Source organism: Paenisporosarcina sp. HGH0030 (assembly GCF_000411295.1).
Taxonomy (GTDB): Bacteria; Bacillota; Bacilli; order Bacillales_A; family Planococcaceae; genus Paenisporosarcina.
Genome location: NZ_KE150421.1, coordinates 511,540 through 527,727, shown reverse-complemented (window position 1 = coordinate 527,727; position 16,188 = coordinate 511,540). Strand labels below are relative to the sequence as shown.

Genomic DNA, 16,188 nt, shown 5'->3' with positions numbered 1-16,188 from the left:
GATATTTAAAATGTCCCCTTATGGAATTGATACTTTCTGAACGCAGAGAGATTGATTTCAAAAGTAAATAAAAAACCTTAACCCAATAAAATACAGGGCTAAGGCTTCGTAAGATCCTATTTAATTACTATAGTAAGTCATATTATGGTTCTTCATTTGATTATAGAAACTAGCTTAGGATTATTTTAATCCTAACTGAATTAACACAGTATCTAATGTAGAACCTTTATACGAAGTTTTCGCTTTAGGTGGATTTGGAACTGTACTATTTTGTAATTCATAGTTATTAATAAGAAGATCCATATCCTTTTTATCAACAATCTTATCGAAGTTAAAATCTGTAGCTACATTATTAGTTCCCCAATGTTTTTGTAACTCGATTGCGTCTAATACATCGATTACATCATCCTTATTAACATCACCAGCTGGTGCAACATTTAAAGAATCTCTGAAATATCTACCTATTAATTCTCCACGAATGTCATCAAATAGGTAGTCTACTGTTTCATACATTGTAAAGTGTCCAGGAACATCTACTTTAATCGTATACGGCTTTGTATCTGCCTTAATACCATCAAAAACATAATCACCTTGTTTTGATGGTATTGGTGCTTCAAGTATAGCTTTTCCATCAAATGATGTTAATGTTACTTTCGTTCCTAATGTCCTGTGATCAATTGCATAATTCGATTCGCCTGTAGTTGGATTTTTCGCACCTTCTATTTGTACTGAACCAGTTAATCTTGAAACTTTTGCATTTACAAAATAATTATCTATATAAGTGAAAACATTTTTCATTTCTACATTTGATTGGTCAATAGTCGTTCCATAGAAATCCCATCCAATTGAAGGTTCTGTAGTATAGCTTTTATCTAGACTTTTTACGTCAAAATTAAATAACTGTAGGTCCTCAGGTAATGTTTTATCACCTAAATACGTAAATGTAAACGTATATTGTAATTTGTTTTCCCAAGTTGTTGGTGCAGTTGTTACTGAAACTTGTGCGTCGCCATATTGTTTAACCGAATCGTTAACAATTACATTTTCAATTGCACCTTGATTCTTTTCTACTTGCATTGTTAATTTTGTCGTTTTTAGGTTTTTAACATTATTTGAACGAACTGTATAATTTATCGTCTCTCCAGTAGTTATACTTTGTTTATTTGCTTTCAAATAATAGTAAGGTGTTGTATTTTTTGTAAATACAACGTGTTTGAAGGAAGAAGCATTCCTTGCAGCATCTAAAGCATAGAACACTATCGGTAATTTTGCATATTTACTATCAACTAAAATTTGATCTGAATAGTTACCATTTTTATCAACACGAATAGGTTTTGAAGGAAGTGGTGATGCATACGAATAACCAAATGAATTACTTGATTGATCAACGGGAATACCGTACTTTATCGCCTCATCGATTTCAGGATCATTTATGTTGAGCTTAAAGTCATATAACATTTGTCCCTTTGAATCTAGATCGCTGTCACTATACTCTATTACCTTTTGGTCTAACGAATCAAAGCTAGATGTAAAATTTGGTGTTCCATACTCCAGCATAAAATCTTGTGCCTTAGAGAATGTTTTTCCACTTTCACTTGTTCCTACTAGTTTCAATTTATAATGACCAGGTCTAATTAATTTATAATCACTACTGATCGGATTTTTTGAATCACCTGTAAACGGGAAGTAAATCGCACCTACTAGTCTTGAAAGAGTATATACTTGATTTTCATTCATTACGCCTGTATTGAATGTTCCAATTAACCCTAAATCTTCACCTGTCTTTGGATCTTGAATGACAACATCTAATGTTTTCATATGTGATTTTAATGATAATGAACCAGCCATAAACGGATAATCAAATGCAGTTACGTTTGTTATTTTGTTTGAATATATTGGATTAAGTAGTTCTAATGTATCGATTCCCTCGTACACTACACGGCCACCAAAAGGAATTTGATATTGCTCATTTGGATCTGCATTATTTGTAAAGACGATATATCCCTCATATGTTCCTTTTTCGGCTGTTTTCGGAATGTTCAAGTCAAATTTAATTGATTTTTGATTAATTCCATTTACTTTAACTGAAGTTGGACCTGTTAAGGTCACTCCATTTTGAGCTGCATCTTTGGAACCTCTTAATCCTGTTTGGAATTTAACATTTACACTAAATGTTTTTGCTTGTTCACTTCTATTATTCACTGTAATCTTACGTGAATCATTAATATCTTGGTCATCAAATCCATATGAACCAAAACTGATTCCACCCGTTAATTCTTTGATTAACTTTTGTTTTCCATTGATACTTGTAGGTGTTTGATCTACTACTTCAAATTCAACATTCGAATGAATTGCTTCATATGCATCTACTCGTCCACTACCGATTTCAAATACACTATAATTTTTTGAAAGTGGATCAGCCGTATTCATTAAAATTGATTTAATGTCTTCAGGCTGGAGACTCTTATTGGATTGTAATAGTAATGCTGAAACACCTGCCACATAAGGTGTTGCCATCGATGTACCTGATAATCGTTGATAAGCATACTTGTAGTCTTCAGCTTTTGAACCATCAACAGTTTTATCATTTATATAAAATGGAACGGTTGAAAGGATTGATACTCCAGGTGCGACAACCTCTGGTTTAATATCATAATTTACACGAGAAGGACCTCTAGAACTAAATGGTGCTAACTCATCGGATGCTGTTTGTATCTTAGTAAAATCGCCAAATGTGAAATCAGTTTTACCAGTTTTTAATGCTTCCAAGATCGTTAATCCTTCTTCATTTGAAACAGAGAATGAAGGAATCGCATTAACTGATTCACCTAAAAAGGACTGAATTGCACCCTCGGCCTTGTTTGCTTCATCATTATACATGATAACGCCAGCAGCACCTTGTTCCTTGGCATACGCAATTTTAGAGTCCAATGTATAAACTCCTCGGCTCATGAGTACAAATTTCCCTTTTATGTCTTTTCCCGCATAACCCGTTGGATCTCCGAGCCCCACATCAACAAGTTGGAGAGTTTTTCCTTTTAATGTAGATAAATCATCTTTATAGTTTTTTGATAATTGTCTTAAATTGTAATTCTCCCCATTATGTGCACCTGCATATTGATAAATATCAATTGCAACAGATGATGCACCGACAGTTAACGCTAAGGCTGCAGCACCTGGTGAACCTAGCGTATAATTTTTATCGCCACTATTCCCCGCTGCAACAACGGTTGTTACTCCACTTAATACTGCATTGTTTACAGCAATTGAAGTTGCATATAATGGATCATTAAGTGAATTACCTAATGACATATTAATAACATCCATATCATCCTTCACAGCTCGATCGACAGCTGCAATTATGTCATCACTTTGTCCGCTGCCATATGGTCCAAGCACTCGGTACGCATAAATATCTGCTTCTGGTGCTGCTCCAATTGTTGTATACTCACTATCCGTTACTCCACGGCTTCCAATAATCCCAGCAACATGAGTACCATGTTCTGTGTAATAAACCGATGATCCATTAGATTCAGGTTTTCCTGATTTCTTCCAATCCGCATAAGTTGTTTCCATTGGATCATTATCATCATCGACAAAATCAAATCCGCCTTTATAGGCATCCTTTAAATCTGGATGGTTATAATCAATTCCAGTATCTAGAATACCGACTTTAATCCCTTTACCGGTATAGCCTTCTGCATGTAAACGGTTTAATCCATCATAAGGTGTATAATTTGCGATATTGAATTCATCTGCTTTTAATGGATCATTATCTTTTCCTTGAACAGGCGGATCAATCGTAAACGTTTCGTTACTCCAAACTGATTTGACAACTTTTGATTTTAATAGATTCTGAATTTGATTTGCAGGTAAACTCATTGAAACACCATTTAATGCATTTTTATATGAGCGATTAATCTTATAATTTACTTTTTTACTCTTTTCATCAACTAATACTTGTCCTAAATCTTTTTGAAATGTTTCATGATCTTGATCAACTAAATTTGATGCTTCAGAATCTGATAATTGTTGACCTTCTGATGCCGCTTCAATCTTAGCAACTTTTGCTGGTTTATTTGCAAACTCGACAATTACATGGGTTTGTTCCGTTGTCGTTAAATCAATATCAGAAGAAATTTGAAGACCTGTTGATTCATTTGTAGTCATTTGGTTAAGTGCTGCTCTTTGTTCTGGTGTTAAATTAGCAAGTAAATTTTCAGTATTCGAATAGCTAACCGCTTTCGCAGTAGTTGGTACTTGTACAATAGAACTTAAAATAAAACTAGATGATAGAGCAAATACAGCTAAGCTTTTCACGACCTTACTTTTGTTGTTTGCTTTTTTCGCCATTTTCTTTCCTCCCAGTCTCTGTCTCTTTAATACATATGTAGTGAAATGATTTACGAAACAATGATTCTAATAGGTTTTAAGAATTTATTTAGAATTCATCTATTTTCGTTGATTCATTACAATTGCATAAGCTAATTATCGAGAATATTTTGAGTTGTGTAAATTGGGGGAATATTTCATTAATAAATGGTAAAAATAGCTTTTTTTCATCAGTTTTTTTAGTCGTAAAGATGTAGTTGTGCAAAATTATGTTATTTATTTTGTGAAAATGATGAATGAAGGGAATCTAAATTTGGGGGAATTGTACAAAACTATTGAATACTGTTAATTTGGTATAAAATATTTTTTCAATACGATCTATATTCTTAAGAACAATTAAGAACTATTATAGAAATAATAAAAAACAGAGAAAACCTATCAATGAACTGAACCCCGATTGTGGAAGATATTTAAAATGCACACTTATGGAACTGATGCTTTTTGAAAGCTGAGAGATTGATTTCAAAAGTAATTAAAAAACCTTAACCCAATAAAATAAAGGGTTAAGGCTACTTAAAATCCTATTTAATTACTGTGTAGTAAGTCATAAAATGGTCCTTCCTTTGATTATAGAAACTAGCTTAGGATTATTTTAATCCTAATTTAATTAATACATCATCTAACGTTACACCTTTATACGTTTCTTTCGCTTTAGGGGGTTTTGGAACAGAGTCATTTTGTAATCCATAGTTTTTAATTACATAGTCCATATCCTTTTTATCAACAGTGCCGTCGAAGTTCAAATCGGACCCTGATGTATTTTTACCCCAATTTTTTTGAAGTTCGATTGCATCTAATACATCAATTACATGATCTTTATTAACATCTCCCGCTTTTCCTGGAGATAATAAATAACTCATGTCCCTTCCGATAATTTCACCACGAACGTCATACGATAAAACGATAGACTTAGACATCGTAAAATGACCTGGTACATCAACCATCACTGTATAAGGATTTTTATCCGCTTTTATTCCACCAGCAATGTAACTACCCGTTTTGTTTGTAATAGGAGCGTCAACAACTGTTTTTCCATCATAAGAGGTGACTGAAACCTTTGCGTCAATGGTTCTGTGGTCTATTGCGAAATTCCTTCCGCCTGTTAAAGGATTAAGCATACCCTCAAACTGTAATGAACCCCATAACCTTGAGTAGGTTGGTTTCAGTTTAAAACTCTCCATATAGGTATAAACATTGTTTGTTTGTACATTTGATTGATCGATGGTCGTTCCTTTCATCTCCATATCAAACCAGTTGGTAGTCGTACCTTTCGAATATAGGTTAGATGTTTGTAAGTCGAAATTTACTAACTGCATATCTTCTGGTAAAGCCTTCGTTCCTAAATAGTTAAATATAATCGTATAATACGTATTTAACGTATCTGATGTGGTGGTTACAGCGACTTCTGCATCTCCAAATTGCTTCACTGCATCACTTACAACGACATTTTTAATGGTGCCTAAGTCTCCATGGTCTTTAATGACCGGAATAGTCATCTTTGCCGTTTTTAAGTTTTTAATATTGTTCGAACGGATAGAATAATTGACCGTTTCTCCACTCGAAATAGATTGTTTATTTGCTTTTAAATAATAGTATGGGCGAGTATTCGTAACAAAAGCTACCCGTAGCATTGTCCCAGCATCTGCAGTAAAGTTTCTTGCTGCATCCATGGCATAGAACTGAACTTTTAAAGGTGCTGCTTGTTGTTTGACTAGGATTTGATCCTTGTAATCCCCATTTTTATCCGTATAGATTGGATCATATGGCCATGGTCCATTGTAAAAGGAAACAACGGAATTGCTTGATTGATCAACAGGAATACCTAAACTTTTTGCCTCTTCTGTTTCAGGATCATTAAGATGAATATTAAAGTCATATAACATTTGTCCATTTGAATCAAGCTGACTTACATCATATTCAATCACCTTTTGATCTAACGAATCAAAAGTGGAAGTCATCGTCGGTGCTCCAAACTCGTAGATAAAAGGAGCTTCTTTTGTGAATGTTTTCCCAGCATTATTTGTTCCAACCATTTTTATTTTGTAATGACCCATCTTTGCAATGACAAATTGATCGCTAATCGGATTTTTCGCATCACCTGTGAACGGGTAGTAAGACCCAGCAAATCCACTTGTATTAGTTAATAGTTGGTTTTCAGGCAATAAATGCCCATTGTAAGATCCTAATAATCCAAGATCTTCACCCGTTTTGGCATCTTGTATTACTACATCTAAAGTCCTCAAATGTGACTTTAATTGGAAATTAAATCCAAGGTAAGGAATGGCATTTTCTGGCCAAGCTGTATCACCCGAGTACATAGGATTAATAATCGAAAATGTATCAATTCCTTCGTTTACTACTCGTCCACCAAATGGAATTTGGTAGTTTTCCGTTGGATCTTCATTATTTGTCAATACGATATATCCCTCATATGTTCCTTTTTCAGCTGTTTTTGGAATAGACAGATTAAATTTGATGACTCTCTGGCTATTTCCTTCTATATTGACTGAAGTTGGCCCATCTAATGTGACATTATTTAAAGCTGCATCCTTTGAGTCTCTTATTCCAGTTTGGAATTTCACATTCACATTAAATGTTTTAGCTTTTTCACTTCGATTATTTAACTTAAAATTTCTAACTTCTGAAATATCCTGGTCATCAAACCCAATCGATCCAAAGCTAAATCCACCAGTTAATTCTCTTATTGTTTTCTCATTTTTATGATTAAGAGTAGCTGTTCGATCATCTACTTGAATCTCAACATTTGAGTGAACGGCTTCATAGGCATCCACTTGACCACTACCGACTTCAAATACACTATAATCTTTTGATAACGGATCAGCTGTATTCATTAAAATAGATTTAATGTCTGCTGGTTCAAGATTGTCGTTCGCTTGTAATAGTAACGCGGATACACCTGCCACATAAGGTGTTGCCATGGACGTACCGGATAAACGGGAGTAGCTATATTTATAGTCCTCTGGTTTAGACCCATCGACTGTTTTATCATTTATATAAAATGGAACAGTGGAAAGAATGGCAGCACCAGGTGCTACTACCTCTGGTTTAATATCATAATTTACACGTGATGGACCTCTTGAACTGAAAGCTGCTAATTCATTGCCAGACGTTTTTACTTTCGAATAATCGCCGAAAGTAATATCTGTTTTACCCGCATTTATGGCAGCTAAGATCGTTTTGCCTTCCGTGTTTGTGACAGAGAATGTAGGAACCGCATCTACTGATTCACCTAAAAATGTCTGGATGGGACCTTCTGCACTATTTATTTCATCATTATACATAAGTACCCCAATGGCACCTTTTGCTTTTGCATTTTTAATTTTATCTATTAAGGCAATCGAGCCCCGCTTAATGAGCGCGATATTACCATCTAAAATCTTTCCATTAAATTCAGCAGGCCTACCTAGTCCAACATCAACAAGTTGATAGGTTTTTCCTTTTAATTGCGTTAAGTCATCTTTATAGTTTCTTGCTAGCTGTCTTAATGAATAATTGACCCCATTCTGTACACCAGCATATTGATAGACATCAAGTGCAACAGTAGACGCACCAACCGTTAGTGCCAGTGCAGCAGCTCCAGGTGAACCTAGTGTATACATTTTATCTCCACTATTCCCCGCTGCCACAACGGTCGTTACCCCACTTAAAACGGCATTGTTAACAGCAATGGAAGTCGCGTAAATGGGATCATTTAAAGAATTGCCTAATGACATATTAATAACATCCATACCGTCCTTCACAGCACGATCGATTCCGGCCAAAATGTCATCAGTTGTACCTGACCCATATGCACCAAGTACACGATAAGCATAAAGATCAGCTTCTGGTGCTGCACCTAATGTTTTATATTCACTATCAGCTAAACCTCGGCCACCAATAATACCCGCAACATGTGTACCATGTTCAGTATAGTAGGCACGACCACTACCTATTTCTGGTTTACCTGATTTTTTCCAATCGGCATAAGTTGTTTCCATTGGATCATTGTCATCATCGACAAAATCAAATCCGCCTTTATAGGCATCCTTTAAGTCAGGATGGTTGTAATCCATTCCTGTATCAAGTATCCCGACTTTAATTCCTTCACCAGTAAAGCCTTCTGCATGTAGACGATCTAGTCCATCATAAGGCGCATAATTCGGCACATTTGCTTCATCCGCTTTTAATTGTTCGCTATCAGCGGTAGGTGGATCTATTGTAAATGTTTCGTTGCTCCAAACTGATTTTACTACTTTTGATTTTAATAGGTTTTGAATTTGATTTGCTGGGAGACTCATTGAAACACCATTAAATGCATTTTTAAAGGAACGATTAACTTTAAATTCTACCTTTTTATTATTATCCTCTGATAATAATTGTTGGACATCTTTTTTGAAAGTAGCATGATCTTTATCAACTAAATTTGATGCATCTTCCGCAGATAATTGTTTTCCCTCTACACTTGCTTCAATTTGTGCGACTTTGGCAGGCTTATTTACAAACTCAATAATGACAGAAGTCTGTTTCGTTGAATTTAAATCTGTATCTGAAGAAATTTGAAGACCTGTTGATTCATTTGTGGTCAACTGGTTAAGTGCTGCTCTTTGTTCTGGTGTTAAATTAGCAAGTATATTTTCAGTATTAGAATAACTAACCGCTTTCGCAGTAGTAGGTACTTGTACAATAGAACCTAAAATAAAACTAGATGATAGAGCAAATACAGCTAAGCTTTTTAAGACCTTACTTTTGTTGTTTGCTTTTTTTTCCATTTTCTTTCCTCCCAGTCACTTTATTACATATGTAGTGCAATGACTTACGAAACAATGATTCTAATAATAATTTTTTTGTTTCTCCTTTTCCTCATTAAACCTCTCCCCTGCCTAACTAAATAGTAGATTAATATATTTGTAAAAATGTAAAGGTTTCGTGCTGATGACTTAACTTCACATTTAATACACTGATCTGTCTTTCAACATCAAGTTATTAAAATTTTTCAACTAATCTAGTATCAACTGGGGGTTTATTCAATATTCAGAAACATCACCCAATTAACCCTCATCATCCCACATTTCCACTTTTCTGAAAATTAAACATAGGATGTATCTTGTGCTGTTCTTGGTTCTATACCTGCTTAAAACAAAAGTACTATACCAAGAGTGACATAATAAGGGACAGGACATTTTTTTATAAGTGATTTTTAAATAAGTAAACGGAACAAGTTGATTTCGAACGGCATAAATGACTGCCTGTGTTACTGGCAAATTACTAGTTTATGTGGAGGATTTAGAATGAATCCAGTCGTTGGTCTGGATGTTTCAAAAGGGGAAAGTCAAGTTCAAGCATTTTTTTGATAAAGGCAAACCATATCGTAAGAGTTTAAAGTGCCTCATACTGTTGAGGGGCTTAGTTATCTTGAAAAGCGTTTCTTGAGGATGTGAAAAGAGTGACTGGTAAGAGGCCATCACTAGTTTTAGAAGTTACAGGGTATTATCAAACTCCTGTTGTCATTACTTGGAAGAACGAGGATATTTATTAATTATTATCATCCGTTGATTTCATACAAAGCAAGAGGATTAAGTTTAGGAAAAGTGAAGACAGATGCCGTTGATGCCTATCTTCACTGTGAGTTGTTCTATAAACAGGAGTTAGAGTAACGCATTCGTTAGTTGTATAAGGAATTAAACGTTTAAGTTTTTTATGCCCCTTAAGTTTTAAATTGATATCCCTAAATTAATAGCTTGGATAACGTAACTTTCATGTTCTTCTGATTTTGAATCAATTAGATCGTTAATAATCACAGTTATAAATTTTCTCTCCCAAAAAGTTACCTCATATTTTGTGTATAAAGTCGTATATTCTCTTTTTACCTATCAGTTAGTTCAAGAACATCTGCACTTAGTTGAATGATGCCCACATTCTCAATTTTCCCTTTATTTGTTATTCAACTAATTTGCCTTTTCTTTACTTTAAGAAAGGTTGTTTTTTTCTTTTAGATATTTTAAATAAGCATCTTTATCTTTGAGATGATTTGATGAGCCATCATCTCCTATAACATTTTTAGAGTCTGTATCAGGAGTGGGTGCAAGGATACCAAGTCTTTTGTGAATTTCGTTAAGTAAGGAGACCCCTTTAACCAAGGAACCAACAACAATTCCAAAAGCAATGCACCCACCAATGATCGGACCCATAATAAATAGAAAATAACCTAAAAGTGCAAATAACACTATTGATAGTAGAAGTTTCATTATTCATTACCCCTCTTATAATTAGTCACAATCTACAAAAAAGAGAGCTCAACACATTCAACTTTCTGAGATTCATTTAAATATTGTTTCAACAAATAGACATGCCCTGATTACCCCCACCCAAAGTACCAAAAAATGTAAAGATAATAACGATACGTAGCAGTTCTAATAACGTTTTCATTCTGCTCCACCTGCTTAAAGGAATTAATCCATTTCATTTTTTCAAACGAAAAAATTTGTGAATGCGAATTTGTATCATAGCTCTTAATCTCATAAGCACTCGTTTGTTCTATAACAATTTGTTATTCCCAATGGTTTTCACTTTAACAAAGAATAAATATCAGTATCAAACGGAACATCATTTTGATACATATAATTTCTCAAAGTTCCTTCTTTTACAAAGCCTAATTTTGTTAATAGCTCATTAGATGCTTTATTTTCAACGAAAACAACTGCTCCAATCCGCATTAAACCAAGTTCTTTAAAACCATAGGAAATCACTTTACTAACAGCTTCAGTCGCATATCCTTTGCCCCAATGTTCAGGAAAAAGTGCATAGCTTATATCTGCTCGCTTATGTCCTTTTGACCAATCTTGTAACCCAATTGTTCCGATAATTCCATCCGTACCTTTCATTTCAATTCCCCATTTAATACCACTTTTTTCATCGTAATTCTTCGAAAAATTCCTGACAATTTGTTTTACCTGATCTACACTTGTTAATGGATTTTGTCCGTAATAACGCAATACATCTGAATTAGAGAAACAATTTAATATATCTAATGCATCAGATTCAATGAGTTCTCTCAAAACTAACCGTTCAGTTTCTAATATAGGAAACATTCTCTCACTCCTTTTGTTTAATCCTAGAATCCCCTTTACATTTAAAGGGAGAATAATCCGACACTAAATTAGTCGTTTGCATTTATCTCTATCTTCTTAATTTCTTTCACATTTGCAGATCCTGGTTTGGATCCTCTTACAGTTCCTTTTAAGGTTGCTTGAACTTTATCGCCAATACTGAACTCCGTGGTATTGACGCCTTCTAAATTGGTAAAGTCAAACACAAACGAATTCATATCTGATTGAGGCAGTTCAACTTTGATCCATTCAAAATCAAGCATATTAATTTCTTCAACTATTAACATTGTATCCTTCGTCATTTCTAGGACATAACCTTGAACTTTGATTTCTGGTTCAACACTTTGCTTCTTATCAGATTGCTCGATAATGTATTCTGCAACCTCTGTTAATTTCACACCATCCACGCTTTGGTCGCATGCAGCCCAGCGAAATACTCGTTGACCACTGTTAATGTGCACCTTTAATTGATAGTTCATTATATCCTCAATATCACACATCGCCTTCAGATCTTTTTCAGCTAAGTAATTTGCAAACACTAATCTATTAAACACCTCTTGCTTTATATGTGGTGGTAAATCAAAATCGGCCATTACTTCTGTTTCATTTACAGTGATTTCTTTTTTCGCCTGTTTTGTTAAAGTATTGATTTCATTTTCGAGCTCCTCTCCATACATCAGCTCAAACTCAAAAAGATCCTGCTCACTGCTGTCGTAGCTTATTTGTAAAATGGTATCCATCCCATAAGGAATACCATTACAGTCGATCGCGATATATGAAAGATTGGTATCGTTAGCTTCCTTAACCATATTGCCACATTTGTTGGTAATGATTTCGCCACTTCCATAAGTGTCTCTGCTATAATCGTTCTTCACTTCAAGAGATTCTCCGTTATATGTTAAATCAGTTACTATTGGGGCTCCTTCAATCGTGTAGTGGACAATACGTAAATCTGAAGCAATCCCGTTCTGTATGTTGTCATAGAAACCCTGCATTTGTTCCCAGCCCTCAACTCCTCCATGGGTATCCAGAACATCAACATTATCTACGCCCTTTACCTCGAGTTTATATCTATCAGCTTTTTGCGTTCCTCCTTTGATACTGTCATTACCGACCGTGTTGCAACCAACTAGAAGGATAATTAACATTAGAAGGATATTGATATACGTAAAATTCTTCATCGGCTTCTCACATCCATTTTACGAATTTGTAATGAATACCTCTGCCAAAAGATAAAAGAAAGACATTCCTCTTTTGAAGTAAAGTCCTATTAGTTAATAAGCGTATGTATCATTGTTATTAAATATATTTCATAGTAATGGTACCCTTGCCCTTTTTGTAATTTACAGTCGCCATTGCCCCGTTCACCAAGATATTTTGTGGTGTGCTAACTGTTCCCTCCTCAAAAAGAAATTCTAAGTCTCCCTTGATACTATGAATAAATTCATATTCAGACCACTTCATTTGATTAATTTAACGTTGGATAAATGAATCCTCTCAAATGGACGATCACCTTTAATGGTTTCAATTTCAATTCGTTTTTGAACAGGCTCCCTCATGCTATCGACAGCTGCTAATACTCTCGTCAAGCCTTCCATCATCCCTTTTGCAGAAAGGATTAGAAGCGAAATGAACAGAATTGGAATGAAAGCAATCCACGGATAGGATGTCCATAAAAATTCCCACCACATTCCAAGCAAACCAGCCCATTCGTTTGAATTGGAGATTTGTTTTGTAAAGCCAAATAAATCTCCACGTCTCATATATCCTCCTATGAATAACCCAAGAACAGCTAAATGGGACATCAAAATCAGCGTGTGAATGAAATCCCTTAAGAAAATAATCGCCAGTTGAGGAACTAAAAAAGGTTTGATATGTTTGGTGACAATTCGCCAATTACTGGCACCAAGCGTCCTTGAACTTTCGATAAATTCCTTCTTATAAATGGACTTTACTTCATTTGCAATCAAGATCGAATTTGTTGGAATAAATAGAAGGGCAAAAATAACGAAATAGAATAGTATCCTGCTCAAATATGGCAATGGCTCCGGCCCTTTGATTAAGGCACCATCTACAAGAATCATCTCCACTTCTGAAATTAAGATTCCGTTCAATAGTAGAAAGGCCAATAAAGTCATTGGGAAGTAATTAAATGCATCCGCTATTGATTTAAGGGGTTTTTCAATTTTCTGAAGGAAGAAATGAATAATAAGCCCAATCCAAATGGATGGGAAAACGCGGAGAAATGTAATAATCAATGCCGCTGCAATTGTATATTTTGCGCCTACAAGCATGACGATAAATAAATCACGTCCAAAATTGTCAGTTCCTAAGGGTGGAAAGTTTTTATAACTGTAAGGTGCAGGTAATGGTTTCCCCTGGCTATCATAAAGTAATGAAGCTGTAGGAATTCGATCATTAAAGAAGAAAAAATATAGCGTGCTGACTAATAACAGGCAACTGATGGTGAGGAAGCCAGAAAGAAACAACTTGTTTAAAAGAAGTCTTTTTATGATAAACACGTAATCACCATTCCAATCTTTGGCCAGTATATTTTTCTATAAGGCTAGTAATGACTGCATAGATAAGGAAAATCGGAACAAAAAACATGATCAATGTGAATGCGATCACATTCGGATTTGGATAGCTCATTATAAAAGTAAAGATTCCATAGATGTTGAATAGTTTCTCGAAAATTACCATTGAGGACAATAAATATAGAACAATCGTTTTACTATGACTAAAAATGCTTGGTGTGATATTTCTCAGCACATGGTAAAAGAAGATTTCCGTTTTATTAAAACCTTTACTTCTTGCCAATTCTACGTATGATTTATTCCATTCTTCGCTTACTAAATGAAGGTTGATTCTGAAAATCATGAATGCAGGAATCAAGGCCAACGTAACAATCGGTAAGAAATAAGTTTGGTTCTGGGATGAGCCTGCTACAGGAAATAACAAATGACCACTTTGCTTGAAATATAAAATAACAGAAAATTGAATGAGCATTATGATGAATAAGTCGGGTAAGGATTCCAACAACGATATGGTTCTAGATACCATATCGTTTATTTTTTGGGGAAGCAGGACTGTGAAGTACGTAATTAATAAACCGAAGATAATAGCTATACATAATGCCGAAATAAAAATGGTTAATGAGTAAAAGTAGTAATCCCAAAAATTCAAGAAAATCGAATACTCATGGTTGGTCGGTCCTAAAATGATTAATTTTTGAGGAGCAATAAGAGACGTGACGATATGCCACACATTGTCTAGAAACAAAGTGAAATCAAGTTGGATACCATTTGTAAATAATCCTACAAAAGCACTCAACAAAACGATACCGAGTACAACATAAAGAAAACGTGTTAAGACTCCTAAACTTGAAATCATTTCAATTCTCCACCTTAAGTTTATAATCCAAAAAATTACACTTAAAGTTAACATTACCATACTGTCATTAATTGCAATAGACATTAATTGTCTTTTCTGATTATTTATTATTCAACAACAAGAATTTGAACAAAAGAAAAAGAGCTACGTATGTAGCCCAAGAATCAGATCAGAATTGTTGCGAAGTCCACTTTTCAACTTTTTTTATCAATTGTTTGATGAATGCTTCTTTTCCCTCCTGGTACTCATATGTGTTATCAGGAAACTGTGCTGCTAATTTCACTTTAAGCTCTCCATATTTCTGGGCATCCAATGGGTGCGTAGTCAAGTATGCTTTAAAATCCAGATGTCTTTTGATATTTTCATGTCCAAACTGATAAATATGTAAGTGGTGAGTTCTATTACTGTTACCTTTTGTAAAGTATCGTCTATACATGATGCCATTCTCACCTCTCGGCTTATAACCAATCAGCATCATATTGTCATTGAAGTCTTCCACTTTTTCGATGTTTTTCACTACGAGCAAAATGTCTATAATCGGTTTTGCATATCCGATTGAAGGAATAGACGTACTTCCAATGTGGAAAACATCGACCCATTCAACTTTAAATATTTTTAAGAGGATTTCCTCTTCTCGGTTGTATGCTTCTTGCCAACCTTCAGTCCAGGTTTGTATGTTAGTTTTTCTCATTGGAACTCAATCCTTTCGATTAAGCGATAAAAAGTTTACTAGCATCTAACAAGAAGCCTTACATTTTTAAAGACCAAGTTACTTTATTTTTCATTTAACCAGTCTTCCACTTTTTCACTCATCTCTTTTTCTAAACTCTCGATGGTTTCGGCATCATGCACTGCTATTTTTGCGTATTTTTCCGGAAACATTTTCTTTATGGAAGAAGCGTACTGATTACCGTTCTTTGGTTCAATGTATTTAATAACTTCATAACCAGAATCAGCTTTCTTCAATTGTATCAACGCAGGTAACGAGTGCCCCGATTGACTTTCGACTCCATTTGCCTTATTGAATCCACTGAAATATGACCACATGTATACGTTTATTACTCCATTTTCTTCACTGGTCCCATAGATTCTGTGGACTTCAAATTGTTTCTCTGATGGATAGTATATGCCCTTGTATTTTTCTACGATATAATCCGAAATAACTTCATCCATTTCTTCTGTCACATGTGAATTTCCATCCTTGATCTCGGGAACATCTGGAGCACACCCCACCAAAAATATCGATAGAATCAGGAGAAACCATTGATTCATTTGCCACCTTTTCACTATAAATTTC

General features: G+C 34.7%; 9 protein-coding genes and 1 pseudogene. 1 reads left to right on the top strand and 9 read right to left on the bottom strand.

Going from position 1 to position 16,188, the window contains the following annotated elements; translation table 11 throughout:
• Window positions 1-180: 180 nt before the first annotated feature.
• A complete protein-coding gene (locus tag HMPREF1210_RS02630) occupies window positions 181-4,353 on the bottom strand; it encodes a S8 family serine peptidase (RefSeq protein ID WP_016427054.1) in 4,173 nt (1,390 codons plus the stop codon).
• Between the two features lie 626 nt (window positions 4,354-4,979).
• Window positions 4,980-9,161: a S8 family serine peptidase gene (locus HMPREF1210_RS02625; RefSeq protein ID WP_016427053.1), complete on the bottom strand. Its 4,182-nt coding sequence runs from the start codon at window positions 9,159-9,161 to the stop codon at window positions 4,980-4,982.
• Between the two features lie 519 nt (window positions 9,162-9,680).
• Here HMPREF1210_RS02625 and HMPREF1210_RS18570 point away from each other — a divergent pair.
• Window positions 9,681-10,043: pseudogene (locus HMPREF1210_RS18570) on the top strand (transposase); the annotation flags it as partial.
• A gap of 315 nt (window positions 10,044-10,358) precedes the next feature.
• On the opposite strand, the gene HMPREF1210_RS02620 reads toward HMPREF1210_RS18570, so the two are convergent.
• The 7 genes from HMPREF1210_RS02620 to HMPREF1210_RS02590 all read right to left on the bottom strand — a co-directional run bounded on the left by HMPREF1210_RS02620 (window position 10,359) and on the right by HMPREF1210_RS02590 (window position 16,178).
• On the bottom strand, window positions 10,359-10,637 hold the full coding sequence (locus HMPREF1210_RS02620; RefSeq protein WP_016427052.1) for a hypothetical protein: 279 nt from the start codon (window positions 10,635-10,637) through the stop codon (window positions 10,359-10,361).
• Window positions 10,638-10,955: 318 nt separating this feature from the next.
• A complete protein-coding gene (locus HMPREF1210_RS02615) occupies window positions 10,956-11,480 on the bottom strand; it encodes a GNAT family N-acetyltransferase (RefSeq protein WP_016427050.1) in 525 nt (174 codons plus the stop codon).
• Between the two features lie 68 nt (window positions 11,481-11,548).
• Window positions 11,549-12,679: a DUF4362 domain-containing protein gene (locus HMPREF1210_RS02610; protein WP_016427049.1), complete on the bottom strand. Its 1,131-nt coding sequence runs from the start codon at window positions 12,677-12,679 to the stop codon at window positions 11,549-11,551.
• Window positions 12,680-12,958: 279 nt separating this feature from the next.
• Window positions 12,959-14,020 carry an ABC transporter permease gene (locus tag HMPREF1210_RS02605; protein WP_016427047.1) on the bottom strand — a complete coding sequence of 354 codons (1,062 nt, stop codon included), beginning with the start codon at window positions 14,018-14,020 and terminating at the stop codon, window positions 12,959-12,961.
• A gap of 4 nt (window positions 14,021-14,024) precedes the next feature.
• A complete protein-coding gene (locus HMPREF1210_RS02600; RefSeq protein WP_016427046.1) occupies window positions 14,025-14,891 on the bottom strand; it encodes an ABC transporter permease subunit in 867 nt (288 codons plus the stop codon).
• Window positions 14,892-15,060: 169 nt separating this feature from the next.
• Window positions 15,061-15,582 (bottom strand): GrpB family protein, encoded by a 522-nt coding sequence (locus HMPREF1210_RS02595; protein ID WP_016427045.1) that lies wholly within the window; start codon window positions 15,580-15,582, stop codon window positions 15,061-15,063.
• A gap of 83 nt (window positions 15,583-15,665) precedes the next feature.
• On the bottom strand, window positions 15,666-16,178 hold the full coding sequence (locus HMPREF1210_RS02590; protein ID WP_016427044.1) for a hypothetical protein: 513 nt from the start codon (window positions 16,176-16,178) through the stop codon (window positions 15,666-15,668).
• Between the last annotated feature and the right edge of the window lie 10 nt (window positions 16,179-16,188).

What these genes read in the sequence shown, in the direction of transcription:
- HMPREF1210_RS02630 (WP_016427054.1), bottom strand. Translation starts at nt 4,353, where the DNA reads ATGGCGAAAAAAGCAAACAACAAAAGTAAGGTCGTGAAAAGCTTAGCT.
- HMPREF1210_RS02625 (WP_016427053.1), bottom strand. Translation starts at nt 9,161, where the DNA reads ATGGAAAAAAAAGCAAACAACAAAAGTAAGGTCTTAAAAAGCTTAGCT.
- HMPREF1210_RS02620 (WP_016427052.1), bottom strand. Translation starts at nt 10,637, where the DNA reads ATGAAACTTCTACTATCAATAGTGTTATTTGCACTTTTAGGTTATTTT.
- HMPREF1210_RS02615 (WP_016427050.1), bottom strand. Translation starts at nt 11,480, where the DNA reads ATGTTTCCTATATTAGAAACTGAACGGTTAGTTTTGAGAGAACTCATT.
- HMPREF1210_RS02610 (WP_016427049.1), bottom strand. Translation starts at nt 12,679, where the DNA reads ATGAAGAATTTTACGTATATCAATATCCTTCTAATGTTAATTATCCTT.
- HMPREF1210_RS02600 (WP_016427046.1), bottom strand. Translation starts at nt 14,891, where the DNA reads ATGATTTCAAGTTTAGGAGTCTTAACACGTTTTCTTTATGTTGTACTC.
- HMPREF1210_RS02595 (WP_016427045.1), bottom strand. Translation starts at nt 15,582, where the DNA reads ATGAGAAAAACTAACATACAAACCTGGACTGAAGGTTGGCAAGAAGCA.